Below are 18,198 nucleotides of genomic sequence, written 5' to 3'. Positions count from 1 at the left end.
AAGACGACAGCGCACGCGGGCAGACGCGTACAGACGCGCACAGATCGCTTGGGAGTGACACGGAATGACGGCCGGCAACAACGGCGCGGACACGCCGGAGAACGACGACCCGTTCGGCTACCTCTACCGCTCGGAAGGCGGCGAGGGCGGCGCGGCGGGCCCGTCGGGCGACGGTGCGGCGGCGCGGCAGCCGGGCGTCCCGCGTACCTCCTACAACCAGGTGCGGACGGTCGGCCAGCGCCAGTACGGGCAGCAGGCCCCGCAGCAGGTGACGTACGGGCAGCAGAACGCCCACTACGCCGCCCCGGAAACGCTGCCCGGCGGTGACCGTACGCGTTCCGTCCCGGCCCCCGGCAACGGCGGCCCGGAGCCGCGCCGCGGCCGTAACGGCCTGCTGATCGGCGCCGTCGCGGTGGTCGCGGTGGTCTGCATAGGCATCGGCGTCGCAATGCTCACCAACGGCAAGAACAACAAGGACACCGCGGGCAAGCCGGGTCCGACGGCCGGTGACACGGTGGCCCCCGGTGACAAGCCCAAGAAGCCCGCTCCCGGCAAGCTGCCCAAGCAGGACGCGGGTAGCCTGCGGCTGGACGGCGGGGCGACGACGGCGAAGGACGTCCCGGGCGCGCGCTCGCCCGGCGGGACGTATGTGGGGGGCATGAGCACCCCCGGCGCGGCGGCCACGTGGACGGTTGATGTCAAGGCTCCCGGCAAGTACAAGCTCTGGGTCGGTTACGGCGTTCCCGGCAAGGACGCCAACCTCACGCTGAACGTGAACGGCGCTGCGGACGGCCGGCCGATCAACATGGGGAACTTCGCGCACGCCCCGGAAGGCTCCTGGGAGAAGGGCTGGACCAGGACCTGGTCGTATGTGCAGCTCAACAAGGGCACCAACACCGTCAAGTTGTCCTGCGAGAGTGGGAACCAGTGCGATGTGAACCTGGACAAGGTGTGGCTGGCCAGGCGCTGACGGGCCGGTGGCGGCGCCGCTGAGAGGCGGCCCCATGACGCTCAACAGGGAAGGCACGTCGGCCACTTGGACGGTCGAGCTCCCCACGCGTGAGGGATACGCCTTCTCGCCCAACGTGGCCTCCGCTCGGTCGGACTAGATACGGCCACCCTCCACGCAGGCAGCGGCGACCCACCCCGACCTGTTGCCCCAGACGACCTTGAGCCAATCGTTGTCCGACGGGCCCCCACGCCAGCAGGTGTAGGAACCGCCGTTGTTGTTCCTTACGCACGGGGTGTGAGTGCAAGCAACCTTCGCTTCAGGGTTGCTGATGGTCGCGAGCTTGGCTGATGACGTGCTTGCGCCGGCTCGGATGGTGAAGGAATGCCCGTCCACTGCCCAAACACCGGCTCGGTCCGCGGCAACTGCGCCGGCCGTCGTCGCGGTGGCGCCCATGGCGGACACGATCCCGAGTGTGGCCACCCCGGTCGCCGCGATGCGTGCGAGCTTCCTCGTGGTCTTCATCTTTGCCTCCCAGAGATAATGATCAAGGTGAGGCGACGCTAACCGTCCGAGAATCTCGCCACAACGTGCATATAGGCCAACGCAATTGAAGGGAAGTTACTTCACCTACCGCGTGCCTCCGGCGGAGGCGCTGCCACCCTCACCGTCCGCAGCAGCTCTTCATACGTAGCCGCGTCGAACTCGCCCGCTGCCGGGGCCCGTACGGTCGCCGCGGACAGCGCCACCGCGCGGGTCAGCCGGTCCGGCCAGGGCAGCTCCTCCACCAGCCCCGACAGCAGGCCGGCCACCGCGGAATCGCCGGCGCCGGTCGGGTTGCCGGCGATCCGCCGTGGCGGGGTGGCCTGCCAGGTGCCGTCGGCGGTCACCGCGAGCATGCCGTCCGGGCCGAGTGAGGCGGCCACCGCATGGGCGCCGCGGCGGCGGGCGTCGCGGGCGGCGCGCAGTGGTTCGGTGCTGCCGGTGAGGGCGGCGAGTTCATCGGCGTTGGGCTTGGCGAGGTCGGGGCGGGCGGCCAGGCCGCGGCGCAGCGGTTCGCCGCTGGTGTCCAGCAGGACCGGGACGCCGGCGCTGCGCGCGGCGCGGGTGAGGCGGGCATAGACATCGACCGGAACGCCCGGCGGCAGGCTGCCGCACAGGGCCACCGCCCGTGCCTCGCCCAGCAGTTCGCGGTAGGTGCCGAGGAAGGTGTCCCATTCGGCGGGGGAGACGGTCGGGCCCGGCTCGTTGAGCTGGGTGGTGTCCCCGCTGCTCGCGTCGACGACGGCGACGGTGCGGCGGGTGGCGCCGCCGACCGGCACCAGTGCGTCGGTGACCTCGGTCTCCGCGAGCAGCGCGTGCAGCGCCTCGCCGGTGCCGCCGCCCGCGAAGCCGGTGGCGACCGTGCGGTGGCCGAGCGCGGCCAGCACCCGGGCGACGTTCAGGCCCTTGCCGCCGGGGCGTTCGGACACCTCGGTGATCCGGTTCGTGGTGTGCGGAAGGAGCTGGGGAACGCGGTAGGTGATGTCCAGGGCGGCGTTCAGCGTGACCGTGAGGATCATGGTCGCCCCTCCGGGCAGTCATGGCCGGGCGGCCGGGCGTCGGACAACCGCGCACGCGGCGGCGGCATACGGACAAGTGCGCGAGCGATCATGCCATCGCCGGTGGTGGTTGGCCCAGACCCGGGAACGCCGCCGGATGCTCCGGGGCCGGCCGGAGGGCCGGCCGGCCGTGCGGCTGCCCGCCGCCGGTACGTGCGTCAGACGCCCGCCGGACGAACCAGCCACTCGCCCCGGCGCATGACCCCCACCAGGTCGTACGCGGCGTCCAGCACCACCAGGTCGGCGTCCTTGCCGGTCTGCAGGGAGCCGGTGCGCCCGTCGATGCCCAGGAGGCGGGCCGGGGTGGCCGAAAGTGCCTGTACGGCCTGGTCGATGGTCAGGCCGTCGAGGGTGACGGCGCGTCGGAAGGCCCGGTCCAGGGTGAGGGTGGAGCCGGCGATCGAACCGGCCGTGGGGCCCTCGCTGATCCGCGCGACCCCGTCCTTGACCTCGACCTGCATCGGGCCGAGCGGATACATCCCGTCGTTCATACCGGCCGCGCCCATGGCGTCGGTGATGAACGCGACCCGACCGTCGCCGGCCTCGCGGACCGCGAGCTGCAGGATGGCGGGGTGCAGATGGGTGCCGTCGTTGATGAGCTCGACGGTGATCCGCTCGTCCTCCAGGAGCGCGGCGACCGGGCCGGGCGCGCGGTGGCCCAGCGCGGGCATCGCGTTGAAGAGGTGGGTGGCGACGGTGGCGCCGGCCTCGATGGCCTGACGCGTGGCGTCGTAGGTGGAGTCGGTGTGGCCGATGGCAGCGATCACCCCGGCGTCGGCGAGCAGCCGTACGGACTCCAGGCCGCCGGGCAGTTCGGGCGCGACGGTCATCATCGCCGCGGTGCCGTGCGCGGCGCCGATGAGCTTGCGGACGTCGGCCGGGTCCGGGTCGCGCAGCAGCTCCGGCTGGTGGGCGCCGCAGCGCTGCGCGGAGATGAACGGGCCCTCGAAGTGGATACCGGCCAGCTCGCCCTGCTGGACCAGCTCGGCGAGCACCGCGGCCTGCCGGGCGAGGTCGGCCAGTTCGCCGGTGACGGTGGAGGCGAGCATCGAGGTGGTGCCGTGCCTGCGGTGGGTCTCCACCACCGTCATGCACTCCTCGGGGTCGGCGGACGAGAACGAGCCGCCGCCTCCGCCGTGCACATGCATATCGACGAAGCCGGGGACGATGAGGTGGCCCGAGAGGTCCACGACGCGTCCGGACGCCGCCTCGTCCAGTTCGGGGTCACGGCTGTGGACATCGCCGATCCGGCCGCCCTCGATGGTGATCCGGCCGCGCTCGACGACGCCGGACGGCCGGGCGACCCGGGCGCCGGCCAGAACGGTGCGCCCGGGGTCCGAGGGCCGCTGCGCGGACTGTTGCTGTGCCATCAGGCGGTTACCTCCGTGGAGAGAAGATCCCAGGCGAGCAGTCCTGCGCCCAGGCACCCGGCGGCGTCCCCCAGGGCCGCCGGAACGATCGAGGGGAGCCGCTGGAAGGTAACGCGGCGGCGGACCGCTTCCCGCAGAGGTGTGAACAGCGTGTCGCCCGCCTCGGCGAGCCCGCCGCCGATGATCAGCGTCCGCGGGTCGAGCAGGGTGAGGCCGGTGACCAGACCGTCGGCGAGGGCGTCCACGGCGTTCTGCCAGACGGCGCGGGCCCGCTCGTCGCCGGACTCCACGGCCTTGGCCGCGTCCGCCGCGCTGGCCTGCGGGTCGTTGCAGACCGCCGCCCAGTCACGGCCGACCGCGGCGGCCGAGGCCAGCGTCTCCAGACAGCCGCGCTGACCGCAGCCGCAGACGCGTCCGCCGGGCCGCACGACGATGTGGCCGATCTCGCCCGCGCTGCCGTGCGCCCCGGCCTCGATCCGGCCGCCGATGCCGATGGCGCCCGCGATCCCCGTGCCCAGCGGTACGAACAGGAACCGGTCGGCGTCCCGGCCGGCGCCGATCCGGCCCTCGGCCAGGCCGCCGGTGCGGACGTCATGGCCGAGGGCGACCGGCACCCCGCCGAGCCGCTCGGACAGCAGCGCCCGCATCGGTACGTCCCGCCAGCCGAGGTTCGCGGCGTAGACGGCGGTGCCGGAGTGCTCGTCGACGATGCCGGGGACGGCGACGCCGGCCGCTTCGGCGGGGACGCCGAAGCGGGCCGCGCCGAGGTCGCGCAGCTCGGCGGCGAAGCCGAGGATGGCCTCGACCACCGCGTCGGGGCCCCGCTCGCGGCCGGTGGGGCGCCGTGCCTCGTAGAGCAGAACGGGCGGACCGGCAGCTGTCCCCCCGGAAGGCGCCGTGTCCACCCCTACGAGGGCGGCCTTCATGCCGGTGCCGCCCACATCAAGGGCGATGACGTGTCTCACGGGAACAGTTTTGCGCGATCCGGCCCGAAAGGTCTAGTCCACTCACCGGGTGGATCGCACGGAGTGAACGGCGCGGAGGGGGTACCTCCGGTAAACGGGGGGTGGTGTAGACCTTGTAAAGAGCGCGGGGGAGACTCGCTGTTCATGCCGTTGGAGGGGGACCCCTGAGACGGCGGGGTAATACCCGGCAAGCACGGAATTTCAGAACAAAGGGCGGTAACAGCGGTGCAGCGGCGGTACTTGAGCCTGGCGGCGGCGACGATCGCCACTTCCATGACACTGACTCTTACCGGTTGTGGCCTCGGCTCGGGCGACGGCGATGTCACCCTCAAGCTGATCGCGGCGGACTACGGCGACAGCAAGTCCAACGGCTCCCAGCAGTACTGGGACGGACTCGTCCGCGCCTTCGAGAAGAAGAACCCCGGCATCAAGGTCGATGTCCAGGTCTACAGCTGGACGGACGTCGACAAGAAGGTCGAGCAACTGGTCAAGGACGGCCACGCCCCGGACCTCGCACAGACCGGCGCGTACGCGGACTACGCCGCCAAGGGCAAGCTCTACAGCGTCGACAAGCTGCTCAACGTCACCACCGAGAGCAACTTCATCCCCTCTCTCGCGGAGGCCGGCGAGTACGAACGGGTCCAGTACGGCATGCCCTTCGGGGCCAGCACCCGCCGGCTCTTCTACAACAAGAAGCTGTTCGCCCAGGCCGGCATCACCGCCCCGCCGCAGAACTGGGACGACATAGCCCACGACGCCCAGCTGCTGAAGGCCCACGGCGTCAAGATGCCCTTCGCGCTGCCGCTCGGCCGGGAGGAGACCCAGGCCGAGACGATGCAGTGGATGCTCAGCGGTGGCGGCGGCTACACCGACAGCATCGGCAAGTACACGATCGACTCGCCGGAGAACGTCAAGACCTTCAACTGGCTGAAGGAGAACCTCGTCGGCAAGGGCCTGACCGGCACCGACCCGGCCAAGCTCAACCGCAAGGACGCCTTCCAGGGCTTCGCCGAAGGCAAGGTCGGCATGCTCAACGGCCACCCCACCCTGATGAAGCAGGCCGCGGCCAAGGGCGTCGACTACGGCAGCATCGAGCTGCCCGGCGCCCACGGCAAGGCCAAGGCCACCATGGGTGTTGCCGACTGGATGATGGCGTTCAAGCAGGGCGGCCACCGCGCCCAGGTAGGTAAGTTCCTCGACTTCGTCTACAGCGACAAGAACGTCGAGAAGTTCTCCGGCGACTACGGCCTGCTGCCGGTCACCAGCCTCGCCTCGCAGGCGATGCTGGCCGACGACAAGTACGCCAAGCTGCACAGCTTCCTCAAGCAGCTCGCCAACGCCGAGTTCTACCCGGCCAACAAGACCTCGTGGCCACTCATCTCCAAGACGGTCAAGGCGAAGATGGGCGCCGCGGTCGGACCGCGGGGCAACCCGGCCGGGGTGCTCACCGACATCCAGAACACCGCGGACGCGGCGGACAACACCGGCGAATGACGGTGGGGACGCGGGGGTGCGGGCGGGCGGCCGGGCCGGTGCCGGCCGGGGCGACGGGCCGGGCGTTGTCCGACCGTGCGCTTATCGTGGAAGCGTGATGACAGGCGGTACGGAAGGCACGGGCGGCCCGGCCGGTCCGGGCGGCGGTACCGGGGCCGGTGAGAGCTTGGCGGGGCTCTCCGCCCGCGACGAGGCGGTGCTCGCCGTCGAGCGGCGCTCCTGGCCGGGTCCCGGCCCCAAGGAGCGCGCCATCCGCGAGCGGCTCGGCCTCTCCCCGACCCGCTACTACCAGCTCCTCAACGCCCTGTTGGACGACCCCCGGGCGCTCGCCCACGACCCCGTCACGGTCAACCGCCTGCGCCGTGTCCGGGACGCCCGCCGCGCCCGCCGCTGACGCGGGCGCCCGGCCGCCGCCCCGATGCGCCCGTGCACCCTCGCCCTGCCGCCGGGAGCTCCCCCCGGCGCCCGTTCCACCCCGGTAGGGTCGGCGCCATGGGCAGCCCCCCGAACGCCGCGCCGCACTCCCAGCCGACACCCGGATCCGTGCCGGCCCCGCGCACCCCTGCCGGCCGCGACGGCCTCGCCGCGCTGCTGGCCCACCCGGAACGCGCCGTCATCGCCCTCGACTTCGACGGCACCCTCGCCGATATCGTCCCCGACCCGGAGAAGGCCCGTGCCCATGGCGGCGCCGTCGCCGCCCTCGGCCGTCTGGTGCCCCGGCTGCGCGCCGCCGCGGTGATCACCGGCCGCCCGGCCACCGTCGCGGTCCGCCTCGGCGGCTTCGCCGACGTACCGGGCCTGGACCATCTCACCGTCCTCGGCCACTACGGCGCCGAGCGCTGGGAGGCGGCCACCGGCACCGTCCACGCGCCTGCGCCGCACCCCGGCGTCGCCGCCATACAGGGCGAGCTCCCCGGCGTCCTGGACGCCTCCGGCGTCTGGCACGGCACCTGGGTCGAGACCGCCATCGAGCGCAAGGGCGGCCGCGCCATCGCCGTACACACCCGCCGTGCCAGCGACCCCCAGGGCGCCTTCGACCGGCTGCGCGGCCCGCTCACCGCGCTCGCCGAACGCCACGGCCTGATCGTCGAGCCGGGCCGTCTCGTCCTGGAGCTCCGCCCGCCGGGCATGGACAAGGGCGTCGCCCTGGCCGACTGGGTCCGCGAGACCGGTGCCGCCACCGTCCTCTACGCCGGTGACGACCTGGGGGACCTGGCGGCCTTCGCCGCCGTCGAAAAGCTGCGTTCCGACGGCCTCAACGGTGTCCTGGTGTGCAGCGGCAGCAACGAGGTCGCCGAGCTGGCCGACCGCGCGGATCTGGTGGTCGACGGCCCGACCGGGGTCGTCGGGCTGCTCGCCGCCCTGGCCGACCGGCTGGACGAGGGCCAGGGCGCGCGCTCCTGAGGGTGCCCTCGCGCGCCGCAGCATGCTCGACCTGAAGAGCCGTGGCCGTACGGTCACGGCCTGCGCGGGCCGTGGTGGGCGACCGGTCCCGGGCTGTGATGTGCGTCCCGTTGCCGCTCAGCCGGCCGCCGCAGGCCCGGCCGTGCGCGCCGACCGGCCCCCGGCTGTGATGTAGGTCCTGTCACCGCTCAGTGCCGCCGCTCTACGCTCCTACCTGCCACGCGCGCCCCTGGGCGCGCCGAGTGCCCGCGGCCGGATCACGCACAGGTGACAGCGCCCCGGCGGGCACATGTGAAGGACGGTTCCGCCATGCCCACTGCTCTCTCGCCCGTCATAGCTGCCTCCACCCGCTGGCTGCTGTCGGCATTCCCGTCGGCGGCCGGCCCGCTGGACGATGCCCTGGCCGAGGCTCAGGCAGGTCACGCGGTCACCATCGCCGCCGCCCTGCGCTACCCCACCGAGCTGGACGCCGAACTGGTGATCCTGCTCGGCCCCGGCGGCTCCGCCCGGCTGGACTTCGTCACCGGCGCCGATGCCCCTCCGCCGGAGGGAGCCGCAGACGCCTGGCGCAGCTGGGTGGACGAAACCGTCGTCAGCTGGGCGGCCTGCCTGCTGGCCGACGCCGATCTCGCCGTGGTGGCGGCGGCCTGCCTGGCCGCAACCCATCACGGCGCGGACAACGTGGGCACCGCCCGCCGGCTGACGATTCCCAGCCCTCGCGATCACCGCGCGGCGCCGCTGCTGCGCCACCCGGACCTGGTCGGCCCGATCGCCGACCTGCACCGCGAGACCCTGCGCGGCCTCCTCGACGCCGCCCCGGCCGGCGGCTCCCCCGAGCGAACGTAACCACGCGGCCCGCAGACCGGAACGGCCGTCGCGGAGAACGGCTCAGGGGGCATCCCGCTTCGGGGTGTCCTCCTTCAGCGCCCGCAACTGCTCCAGGAACCACTGCGCCGGCGGCAGCGCCGTGGCGGCAGCGGCCAGCCGCGCCGTGCGCTCGCTGCGTTCCCCGGCCGCCATCGACAGCGCCTCGTGCAGCGCCCGCGCGGTGCCGCTGACGTCGTACGGGTTGACCGTGAGGGCGTCCTCGCCCAGCTCCTCGTGGGCCCCGGCCTCCCGGGAGAGCACCAGCACACAGCCATGGTCGGAGACCACCGGGATCTCCTTCGCGACCAGATTCATCCCGTCCCGGATCGGGTTGACCAGCGCCACGTCCGCCAGGCGGTAGGCGGCCAGCGAGCGCGCGAAGTCATCCTTCACATGCAGCACGACCGGCTGCCAACTCTCCGTGCCGTACTCGGCGTTGATCGCCTCGGCGAGCCGTCCGACCTGTGCCGTGTACTCCCGGTAGACGGCCAGGTCCTGGCGCGACGGATAGGCGAACGCGACGTGTACGACGCGCTCGTGCCACGACGGGTGTCCCGCCAGGAACTCCCGGTAGGCGAGCAGCCCCCGCACGATGTTCTTCGACAGCTCGGTCCGGTCCACCCGGACGACGGTCCTGCGTGCCGTCCCGTCGGGCCCCGCGCCGATCTGCTCCCGCAGGGCGGTCAGCCGCTCGTTGACGTCCGCCTGTTGCGACCGCTCCCGCAGGAACCCGGCATCCGCCCCGAGCCCGTGCACACCGATCCGGGTCTCGCCGGTGCCGTCGACCACCTCGGCGCAGCACGCGCGGAACGCGTCCGCCCAGCGGTGCGTCAGGAACCCCAGCCGGTCGGCGCCCAGCATCCCCCGCAGCAGCTGCTCGGCGATGTCGTCCGGCAGCATCCGGAAGTACTCCGGCGGCGCCCACGGCGTGTGCGAGAAATGGGCGATCCGTACGTCGGGCCGCAGCGCCCGCAGCATCCCCGGGACCAGGGACAGGTGGTAGTCCTGCACCAGCACCGCCGCACCCTCGGCGGCCTCGTCGGCCAGCGCCTGTGCGAAGGTGCGGTTGTACGCCTCGTACGACGTCCACTGCTCCCGGAACTGTGCACCGAAGGCCGGCTCCAGCGGCGTCTGGTACAGCATGTGGTGGACGAACCACAGCACCGAGTTCGCGATGCCGTTGTAGGCCTCGGCATGCACCTCGGCCGGGATGTCCAGCATCCGGACGCGCTGTCCACCGGTGTCCCCCGGCTCCAGCGCACCGCCCGTCCGCCGTACGGCCTCCCGGTCCCCGTCGCCCAGTGCGGCGCACACCCACACCGCGTCCGTGCCGGGCCCGATGGCCGACAGCCCGGACACCAGCCCGCCCCCGCCCCGCTTGGCGGTGAGCGTGCCGTCCTCCGTCAGACCGTAGGAGACCGGCCCGCGATTCGACGCGACAAGAACCTCGGCACCTGCAGGGACCGCATTGCCTTCAGAGACCCTCTCGGAGACCATGACGCCAGATTAACCACCCGCAGATCCGCGCAAACGTACGGAACTCGGCCAGGTCGTGTCCGAGGGCGGTCCCGGTCATGTGCCGGTACCCCGGCGGTCTGCCCGGCCGGGCTCCGCCGCCCCGCGGAGGGAGCGCCCCCGGCTCCTGGCCGGCCGGAGCCTGCCAGGAGCCGGGGGCGCAGCGGTTGCGACGCGCTCCATCCGCAGTGCGGGACTCAGTCGAGCTCGACGCCCATGTTGTGGGCGAAGCTCTGCCACTTCTCGACGGCGAAGCGCTTGTTGAGCGAGTCGGGCACGCTCGGATGGGTGACGTAGCCCTCGACGTGGAGCTCCAGGTAGCCCTTGGAGTCCGTGTAGAAGTTGAAGTAGACCTTCGAGCCCTTGCCGTCGAAGTGGCCCTTCTCCGCGGTGAAGTACCAGGCGTTCCTCATGGAGCCGATGCCGTGGTAGCGCACCGGAGCGTCCTTGCAGGCGAAGAAGACTGCGCAGGCCTCAAGGTTGATCCGCTGGTTCTCCTTCGGGAACTTCTTGGGCGCCCCCTTGACGGGGAACGTGCAGTTGAAGCAGTGCTTCAGCGACTTCATCGCCTTGTCCGGGCTCACCTTGAGCCCCGGGTAGTGCGCGTTGTTGGGCTTGACGGTGAAGCGCTCGTCGTACAGCTTGCGCAGGCCCGCCGCCGCACCCTTGGTGCCCGCGGACGGGGCGGCGGCAGCCTTGGTCACGAGCTGCTGCGCCGAGTCGCCCGACTGTGCCTGAGCGGGCGTCGCGGTGGCCAGCACGCCCACTGCCGCCACGGCGGTGAGGATCTGCCCCGTAGAGATACGCATGAAAAGACTTCCCCCTGGTCACAAAGCAAGATCAAGAACGCCGTCACCCTACCCGCTCCGACTACCCGTCAGTAACTGAATATGGCTTCCCCTCCGGGAAGTTCGGGGGATGTCGCCCGTGGCCTGCCCGGCTCGACCAGGGGGGCGGTGCGGGCGTGCGGATTGCGGCAGGACTGGGCGTCACGTCCGGTGCGGCTGCCTGTGTGCGCGGGCGATGGTGCGTGGCCGACGGCAGGCCCGCGGAGCGGGTTCACCTGCCGTCCGTGGAAGAGGCCGCGGGTCTTCAGGCCGCGCGCCGCTCCGCGTACTCCGGGATTTCGGCCATCGGGGGGCGCTCCTCGGTGTCGACCTCCGTGGTGCGCGGGACGAAGCCCTGCTCGCCGCGGTCGAACTGGGTGAGCCGGGGGCGCACCAAGTGGCCGCGGGTCAGGCGCAGTTGCGCGGTCCGGTAGATCGCGGCGGCCATCCGGCCCAGGGCCTGGCCGTCCTGGTGGCGGTGTTTGCGTACGCCGACGTCCACCTGGGCGAGGGCGTCGAGGCCGACAGTGTGCAGGGCGTCGACGAGCAGGCCGAGCTCGACGCCGTAGCCGACCGGGAACGGCAGCCGCTCCAGGAGGGAGCGGCGGGCCGCGTACTCGCCGCCCAGGGGCTGGACGAAGCCGGCCAGCTGCGGCCAGTGCAGATTCAGCAGCGGACGGGCGACCAGCTCCGTCACCCGGCCGCCCTGGCCGGCCCCGGCGCCCTCGGCGCCGGTCTCCAGGGGGCGGTCGTACATCGCCTTCACGAACTGGATGTCCGGATCCGTGAGCAGCGGGCCGACGGTCCCGGAGACGAAGCCGGCGGAGAATTCGCGCAGGTCGGCGTCGATGAAGCAGACGATGTCGCCGGTGGTGACCAGCAGGGAGCGCCACAGCACCTCGCCCTTGCCGGGGAGGGCGGGCAGCCGCGGCAGGACGCTGTCGCGGTGGACGACCCGGGCGCCGGCCGCCGCCGCGACCTCGGCGGTGCGGTCGGTGGAGCCGGAGTCCAGCACCACCAGCTCGTCGACGAGCGGGACGGTGTCGGTCATCAGCTCGGCGCGGATCACCGACACGATCGCCCCGACGGTGGCCTCCTCGTCGAGCGCGGGCAGCACCACGCTGACCGTGCGGCCCGTCTGGCGCTTCGCCTCCAGCAGCTGCCCCAGCGGGCGGTCCGCGGCGGACCAGGAGCGGCTGCTCAGCCAGCCCTCCACCTCTTCCAGCACGTCTACGACTCCTCGGTCGCCGCCGGATCGGCGGCCTGTGTGATCCATCTCGCGGTTCGGACGACTATCTCAACAGTCACGGCCTTCGGTTACAGTCTTGAACAACGCGGATGGCCGTCGCATGTCGGGGTCCGCGCCACAAACGCCTGGGTTTCGGCCCAGCGCCATACCGCTCATCCAGAGGGGCAGAGGGATACGGCCCGTTGAAGCCCCGGCAACCCTCCAGCCGGTCTTGCCGCCAGGACGCTGAAATGTCCCGCGTGCGCGAGGCTCCCGGCTTGGGAAGGTGCCAAATCCGTCTCGTGGCGAGATTCGTCGCGAGGAAGATGAGGAGAAAGGGCCTCGCCTCCATGGCTGTGCAAGTCACCGAAAACACCCCCACCGTCGCTCTGGGCCCCGCCGCCGCGCTGTCCTGCCGCGAGTGCGGCCAGCGCTTCCCGCTCGGCCCGATCTTCGCGTGCCAGGAATGTTTCGGGCCGCTCGAAGTCGCGTACGACCTGCCGAGCGGCGACCCCGAGGGCCTGCGGAAGCAGATCGAGGCCGGTCCGGACAACATCTGGCGCTACGCCCCGCTGCTGCCCGTCCCCGCCGACGTGGCCGACAAGCCCAACCTGAACCCCGGCTTCACCAAGCTCGTCAAGGCCGACCGGCTCGCCGCCGAGCTGGGCGTCACCGGCGGTCTGTACGTCAAGGACGACTCCGGCAACCCGACGCACTCCTTCAAGGACCGCGTCGTGGCGATCGCCGTCGAGGCCGCCCGCGCGTTCGGCTTCACCACGCTCTCCTGCTCCTCCACCGGCAACCTCGCCGGTGCGGTCGGCGCCGCGGCCCGCCGCGCCGGTTTCGAGTCCTGCGTGTTCATCCCGCACGACCTGGAGGCCGGCAAGGTCGTCATGGCCGCGGTCTACGGCGGTGACCTGGTCGGCATCGAGGGCAACTACGACGACGTCAACCGCTTCTGCTCGGAGCTCATCGGCGATCCGCTGGGCGAGGGCTGGGGCTTCGTCAACGTCAATCTGCGCCCGTACTACGGCGAGGGCTCCAAGACCCTCGCGTACGAGATCTGCGAGCAGCTGGGCTGGCAGCTCCCGGACCAGATCGTCATCCCGATCGCGTCCGGCTCGCAGCTCACGAAGATCGACAAGGGTCTCAAGGAGCTGATCGCCCTCGGCCTGGTCGAGGACAAGCCGTACAAGATCTTCGGCGCCCAGGCGGAGGGCTGCTCGCCGGTGTCCACGGCCTTCAAGGCCGGGCATGACGTCGTGCGCCCGCAGAAGCCGAAGACCATCGCCAAGTCGCTGGCGATCGGCAACCCGGCCGACGGCCCGTATGTGCTCGACATCGCCCGCCGTACGGGCGGCGCCGTCGAGGACGTCAACGACGAGCAGGTCGTGGACGCGATCAAGCTGCTGGCCAGGACGGAAGGCATCTTCGCGGAGACCGCGGGCGGGGTGACCGTCGGCGTGACCAAGAAGCTCGTCGAGGCCGGTCTGCTCGACCCCTCCCTGACCACCGTCGTCCTGAACACCGGTGACGGCCTCAAGACACTGGACGCGGTCGCCCCGACCTCCGGACCCACGGCGACGATCCGTCCCGATCTGGACGCGTTCCGCGCGGCCGGCCTGGCACGCTGAGGCTGTCGGCCGGTCCGCGGACGAGGCCGCGCCACAGCCCCCGAACTCGTACTCCGTCATTCCTGGAAGGCACCACCATGAGCGTCAAGGTCCGCATCCCCACCATCCTCCGCACGTACACCGACGGCCAGGCCGAGGTCCCCGCCGAGGGCGCGACCCTCTCCGAGGTGATCACCGACCTGGAGAAGAACCACCAGGGCATCGCGGCCCGTGTGCTGGACGACGCCGGCAAGCTGCGCCGCTTCGTGAACGTGTACGTCAACGACGACGATGTGCGCTTCGAGCAGGGCCTGGAGACGCCGACCCCGGACGGCGCGGGCATCTCGATCATTCCTGCGGTGGCCGGCGGCTGCTGATTTGCGCCATCTCTTCCCCTACTTGACCGGAATTGCCCCGTCCGCCAGAAAGCGGACGGGGCAATTCCGTGTTGTGAAAGGGGATACCATTGGGGTGATCCCCCTCCGCTATAACGCGTGCGTGTGCCGAACGCATATGAGGCCGCGATCAGTTGTGCCCAAAGTGTGTGCAGCATTTGTCGCTTAGGTGCGCTATGCCCGGCCCGACTTGCCCGGGAGAACCGGGATTTCACTGCATATTGCCGATTCTCCGGCCCCAGAATTCTCGTCCGATTGACCTGTTGCGCTGGGCATCTGTGCAGATACATTCAGCGGCGGTCGACGCGTTCCGGCGCACATCCCACGGGATTTTCGCGGGGTGAGGTCTGACCCGGGTCCGCGGAGTGCGGTCCTGCGCAAGGGCCAGTAATAGGGGAGTTAGGCATGGCTCAGGGCACCGTCAAGTGGTTCAACGCGGAGAAGGGGTACGGCTTCATCGCGGTCGACGGTGGTGCGGATGTTTTCGTCCACTACAGCGCGATCCAGATGGACGGTTACCGCACCCTCGAGGAAGGCCAGCGGGTCGAGTTCGAGATCTCGCAGGGTCAGAAGGGGCCGCAGGCGGACATGGTCCGGGTGGCCGGCTGAGGCGCCGACCGACTGCAGCGTAGTGAAGGCCCGCGCCCCTGAGGGGTGCGGGCCTTCTGCTGTCCGCCGTCGGCGGACGGCCGGGCGGCCCCCCGGGGCGCCCGTGCTCACCCGTCACTCGGTCACCACTCCAATGGGAGGCTTCTTCGAAGCCGCCTTGCACTCAAGGGGTGCGAGTGCTAATCATTGCGTTAGCACTCTCCCAGTGAGAGTGACAAAAGAAGGACCGGGTCGGTGAGGCCCGCAGGCCGAGTGGGGCAAGGAACCACACGGGTTTGCAGGTCGTCCGTCGCGGGCGCCAGCGCGGTCCGGAGCAATCCACCCCAGTCCGGGAGGACCACTTCACATGGCCAAGATCATCGCGTTCGACGAGGAGGCACGGCGCGGTCTCGAGCGCGGGATGAACCAGCTCGCCGACGCCGTCAAGGTCACCCTCGGCCCCAAGGGCCGCAACGTCGTCCTCGAGAAGAAGTGGGGCGCCCCCACGATCACCAACGATGGTGTTTCCATCGCCAAGGAGATCGAGCTCGAGGACCCGTACGAGAAGATCGGCGCCGAGCTGGTCAAGGAGGTCGCGAAGAAGACGGACGACGTCGCCGGTGACGGCACGACGACCGCGACCGTCCTGGCCCAGGCTCTGGTCCGCGAGGGCCTGCGCAACGTAGCCGCCGGCGCCAACCCGATGGCCCTCAAGCGCGGTATCGAGCGTGCCGTCGAGGCCGTCTCCGCCGCCCTGCTGGAGCAGGCCAAGGACGTGGAGACCAAGGAGCAGATCGCTTCGACCGCCTCCATCTCCGCCGCTGACACCCAGATCGGCGAGCTGATCGCCGAGGCCATGGACAAGGTCGGCAAGGAAGGCGTCATCACCGTCGAGGAGTCCCAGACCTTCGGTCTGGAGCTGGAGCTCACCGAGGGTATGCGCTTCGACAAGGGCTACATCTCGGCGTACTTCGCCACCGACATGGAGCGTATGGAGGCGTCGCTCGACGACCCGTACATCCTCATCGTCAACTCCAAGATCAGCAGCGTGAAGGACCTGCTGCCGCTCCTGGAGAAGGTCATGCAGTCCGGCAAGCCGCTGCTGATCATCGCCGAGGACGTCGAGGGCGAGGCCCTGTCGACCCTGGTCGTCAACAAGATCCGTGGCACCTTCAAGTCCGTCGCCGTCAAGGCCCCGGGCTTCGGTGACCGCCGCAAGGCCATGCTCGGCGACATCGCCATCCTCACCGGTGGCACCGTCATCTCCGAGGAGGTCGGCCTCAAGCTGGAGAACGCCGGTCTCGAACTGCTCGGCCGCGCCCGCAAGGTCGTCATCACCAAGGACGAGACCACCATCGTCGACGGTGCCGGCGACAGCGAGCAGGTCCAGGGCCGGGTCAACCAGATCCGTGCCGAGATCGAGAACAGCGACTCGGACTACGACCGCGAGAAGCTCCAGGAGCGTCTGGCGAAGCTGGCCGGCGGCGTGGCCGTCATCAAGGCCGGTGCCGCCACCGAGGTCGAGCTCAAGGAGCGCAAGCACCGCATCGAGGACGCCGTTCGCAACGCGAAGGCGGCCGTCGAAGAGGGCATCGTCGCCGGCGGTGGCGTGGCCCTGCTCCAGGCCTCCCAGGTCTTCGAGAAGCTGGAGCTCGAAGGCGACGAGGCCACCGGCGCCAACGCGGTGAAGCTCGCCCTGGAAGCCCCGCTGAAGCAGATCTCCGTCAACGGCGGCCTTGAGGGCGGCGTCGTGGTGGAGAAGGTGCGCAACCTGCCCATCGGTCACGGCCTCAACGCCGCGACGGGTGAGTACGTCGACATGATCGCCGAGGGCATCATCGACCCGGCGAAGGTCACCCGCTCCGCGCTGCAGAACGCCGCCTCCATCGCGGCGCTCTTCCTCACCACCGAGGCCGTCATTGCCGACAAGCCGGAGAAGGCCGGCGCGGCCGGCGCTCCGGGCGGCATGCCGGGCGGTGACATGGACTTCTGATCCACTGGATCAGAGCTGATCCTCCCGGATCACGTCCACACGTACGTCGGGGCGGCACCCTCCTCCCAGGGGGTGCCGCCCCGGCGGCGTTTCCGGGCACAACCAACCGGCGGTGCCGTGCACGAGCGCCGTCCGATGCCCGTCGGGCGTGCTACCGCCGACAGCCGATGAGGCAGCCCGCGACGCACGGGGCCCCGGCCTCGGCCGGCATCCCCGCTCCCGCTGAGGGGGGCCGGTCCGGGCGGGCCGTCGCGATCCAAGACGGCCTCGAAGGCGACTTGGAGCACGGGAGGCCTGTGGGCCGCCGCGGGTAGCTGGGCGGTGGCGGGTACGGCCGTGGCGCTCACGTTCTCGTGCCGCCCCGTCGGCGGTCGGCGCGAGAACGTGAGTGCCATGGCCGGCCTGGCGCGCCAGGGGCGGCGTGACCCGGAGCAGCATGCCGCCGACGTTGCTGCTGTGCCGATGCGGGCGACGGCGGTCCGGTCGCACCCCGCTCCGGTACCGCGGCTTCGTGCCTGGTTCGCCGCTCCAGGATGGGGCTCCGCACCTCCCTCGTGGGGCTCTTGTGGGTCAACTGCCGCACAGGTGCTGGGGGGAAGCGGCCGTTCCGGTCCGCGGCGGTCCGGACGCCTCGGTGAGCTGTGGACGGCCCAGTGCAGTCGGCAGGGAGCAGGGAGCAGGGAGCCCCGGGAGCAGGCAGCAGGAGAGGCCCGCGCCTCAACCTTGTCCCGTTTGACGGCGTGTTCCCTCTGCATCCGCCGTGTCACTGTCTCCAGTCGGCCGGTGCCACGAGCCGCCGGCGAAGCGGGGGACGGTCGGGTTGCTCCTCGGTGAGGCCCGGCCGTGGTCTCGGTGGGGCCCGGTCTCGGTGAGTCCCGGCCCTGGTCTCGGTGAGGCCCGGCGCCTCCCGCTGGTGTCGTAACTCGGCCCCGAGCGTGGCGCGGGGTGACGAGGACGGGGCGTGGGGCTGGGTTCCGGGCATCGCGGCAACTCCCTGTTACACACGATCGGTTGTTGGATCCGCTTCTCTCTGCAGGCTAGGCCCGCAACCGCCACGCTGTGTGCACAGTGGGAACACTCAGCGTGGAAGGTGATGAGGCGAAATGTTGACGGCGCGTGATCGGGTACGGCAGGCCGAGGGTGTTATGGCGGAACTGCACACCGCACTCCAGGCAGTGGGAGTCACCCTGCCTTCCCTCTGCGTCGACCCGGTGTCGTGCGCGAGCACCGTCATGGCGCCACTGGTCGAGCTGGGGCGCTGCAATCTGGACACCGCCCAGCGGCTGGCCGACGTATTGGTGGACTACGCCAAGACCGCCGCTCCCGGCCACGGCCCGGAGGAGGGGCAGCCGTGATCCCGTCGTTCGGCAACTATGCGGTGGACAGGCG

The 18,198-nt window shown here is 71.1% G+C and carries 16 protein-coding genes and 1 riboswitch; of the genes, 10 read left to right on the top strand and 6 right to left on the bottom strand.

Translation table 11 applies throughout. The features are described 5' to 3' along the window. The first annotated feature begins 64 nt into the window (after positions 1–64). Positions 65–970 carry a carbohydrate-binding protein gene (locus ACGFWI_RS26625; RefSeq protein ID WP_393908552.1) on the top strand — a complete coding sequence of 302 codons (906 nt, stop codon included), beginning with the start codon at positions 65–67 and terminating at the stop codon, positions 968–970. Between the two features lie 605 nt (positions 971–1,575). Here ACGFWI_RS26625 and pfkB read toward each other — a convergent pair. From pfkB to ACGFWI_RS26610, 3 genes are all read right to left on the bottom strand, one after another. Further along, the gene (gene pfkB / locus ACGFWI_RS26620) at positions 1,576–2,511 is read right to left on the bottom strand and encodes a 1-phosphofructokinase (RefSeq protein ID WP_393908551.1); all 936 of its coding nucleotides are present in this window, start codon (positions 2,509–2,511) and stop codon (positions 1,576–1,578) included. Between the two features lie 197 nt (positions 2,512–2,708). Further along, a complete protein-coding gene (nagA, locus tag ACGFWI_RS26615) occupies positions 2,709–3,920 on the bottom strand; it encodes an N-acetylglucosamine-6-phosphate deacetylase (RefSeq protein ID WP_393908550.1) in 1,212 nt (403 codons plus the stop codon). Continuing rightward, positions 3,920–4,846 carry an ROK family protein gene (locus ACGFWI_RS26610; protein ID WP_393908607.1) on the bottom strand — a complete coding sequence of 309 codons (927 nt, stop codon included), beginning with the start codon at positions 4,844–4,846 and terminating at the stop codon, positions 3,920–3,922. Before ACGFWI_RS26610 ends, nagA begins: the two co-directional genes overlap by 1 nt. Before the next feature lie 312 nt (positions 4,847–5,158). Between ACGFWI_RS26610 and ACGFWI_RS26605 the strand changes: the two genes are divergently transcribed. The 4 genes from ACGFWI_RS26605 (at position 5,159) to ACGFWI_RS26590 (ending at position 8,629) form a co-directional block, all read left to right on the top strand. Continuing rightward, positions 5,159–6,379: an ABC transporter substrate-binding protein gene (locus ACGFWI_RS26605; RefSeq protein ID WP_393908549.1), complete on the top strand. Its 1,221-nt coding sequence runs from the start codon at positions 5,159–5,161 to the stop codon at positions 6,377–6,379. 97 nt (positions 6,380–6,476) lie between these two features. Next, positions 6,477–6,773 carry a DUF3263 domain-containing protein gene (locus ACGFWI_RS26600; protein WP_393908548.1) on the top strand — a complete coding sequence of 99 codons (297 nt, stop codon included), beginning with the start codon at positions 6,477–6,479 and terminating at the stop codon, positions 6,771–6,773. Between the two features lie 98 nt (positions 6,774–6,871). Then, entirely contained in the window at positions 6,872–7,783 is a 912-nt protein-coding gene (gene otsB / locus ACGFWI_RS26595; RefSeq protein ID WP_393908547.1) for a trehalose-phosphatase, read from the top strand. Between the two features lie 309 nt (positions 7,784–8,092). Further along, positions 8,093–8,629 (top strand): hypothetical protein, encoded by a 537-nt coding sequence (locus ACGFWI_RS26590; protein WP_393908546.1) that lies wholly within the window; start codon positions 8,093–8,095, stop codon positions 8,627–8,629. Positions 8,630–8,671: 42 nt separating this feature from the next. Here ACGFWI_RS26590 and ACGFWI_RS26585 read toward each other — a convergent pair whose 3' ends face one another. The 3 genes from ACGFWI_RS26585 to ACGFWI_RS26575 form a co-directional block, all read right to left on the bottom strand. Beyond that, positions 8,672–10,147, bottom strand: a complete 1,476-nt coding sequence (locus ACGFWI_RS26585; RefSeq protein ID WP_393908545.1) for a trehalose-6-phosphate synthase — start codon at positions 10,145–10,147, stop codon at positions 8,672–8,674. Positions 10,148–10,362: 215 nt separating this feature from the next. Then, positions 10,363–10,974, bottom strand: a complete 612-nt coding sequence (locus tag ACGFWI_RS26580; RefSeq protein ID WP_393908544.1) for a hypothetical protein — start codon at positions 10,972–10,974, stop codon at positions 10,363–10,365. Positions 10,975–11,257: 283 nt separating this feature from the next. Then, a complete protein-coding gene (locus tag ACGFWI_RS26575; RefSeq protein ID WP_393908543.1) occupies positions 11,258–12,220 on the bottom strand; it encodes a glucosyl-3-phosphoglycerate synthase in 963 nt (320 codons plus the stop codon). A gap of 170 nt (positions 12,221–12,390) precedes the next feature. Further along, a riboswitch (SAM riboswitch) is annotated at positions 12,391–12,553 on the top strand. A 17-nt stretch (positions 12,554–12,570) separates the two neighbouring features. Here ACGFWI_RS26575 and thrC point away from each other — a divergent pair. The 5 genes from thrC to ACGFWI_RS26550 all read left to right on the top strand — a co-directional run bounded on the left by thrC (position 12,571) and on the right by ACGFWI_RS26550 (position 18,164). Further along, positions 12,571–13,854, top strand: a complete 1,284-nt coding sequence (gene thrC, locus ACGFWI_RS26570; protein ID WP_393908542.1) for a threonine synthase — start codon at positions 12,571–12,573, stop codon at positions 13,852–13,854. A 77-nt stretch (positions 13,855–13,931) separates the two neighbouring features. Then, a complete protein-coding gene (locus ACGFWI_RS26565) occupies positions 13,932–14,210 on the top strand; it encodes a MoaD/ThiS family protein (RefSeq protein ID WP_393908541.1) in 279 nt (92 codons plus the stop codon). A 423-nt stretch (positions 14,211–14,633) separates the two neighbouring features. Next, a complete protein-coding gene (locus tag ACGFWI_RS26560) occupies positions 14,634–14,837 on the top strand; it encodes a cold-shock protein (RefSeq protein WP_003986833.1) in 204 nt (67 codons plus the stop codon). 346 nt (positions 14,838–15,183) lie between these two features. Then, the gene (groL, locus tag ACGFWI_RS26555) at positions 15,184–16,809 is read left to right on the top strand and encodes a chaperonin GroEL (RefSeq protein WP_393908540.1); all 1,626 of its coding nucleotides are present in this window, start codon (positions 15,184–15,186) and stop codon (positions 16,807–16,809) included. Between the two features lie 1,145 nt (positions 16,810–17,954). Beyond that, complete coding sequence (locus ACGFWI_RS26550; protein ID WP_393908539.1) at positions 17,955–18,164, top strand: hypothetical protein; 210 nt, start codon at positions 17,955–17,957, stop codon at positions 18,162–18,164. Positions 18,165–18,198 lie beyond the last annotated feature (34 nt).

Origin of the sequence: Streptomyces sp. NPDC048434 (assembly GCF_043200375.1) — a bacterium.
Taxonomy (GTDB): Bacteria; Actinomycetota; Actinomycetes; order Streptomycetales; family Streptomycetaceae; genus Streptomyces.
The sequence above is the reverse complement of the archived record's forward strand: the minus strand, read 5'-3'. Positions and strand labels throughout refer to the sequence as shown.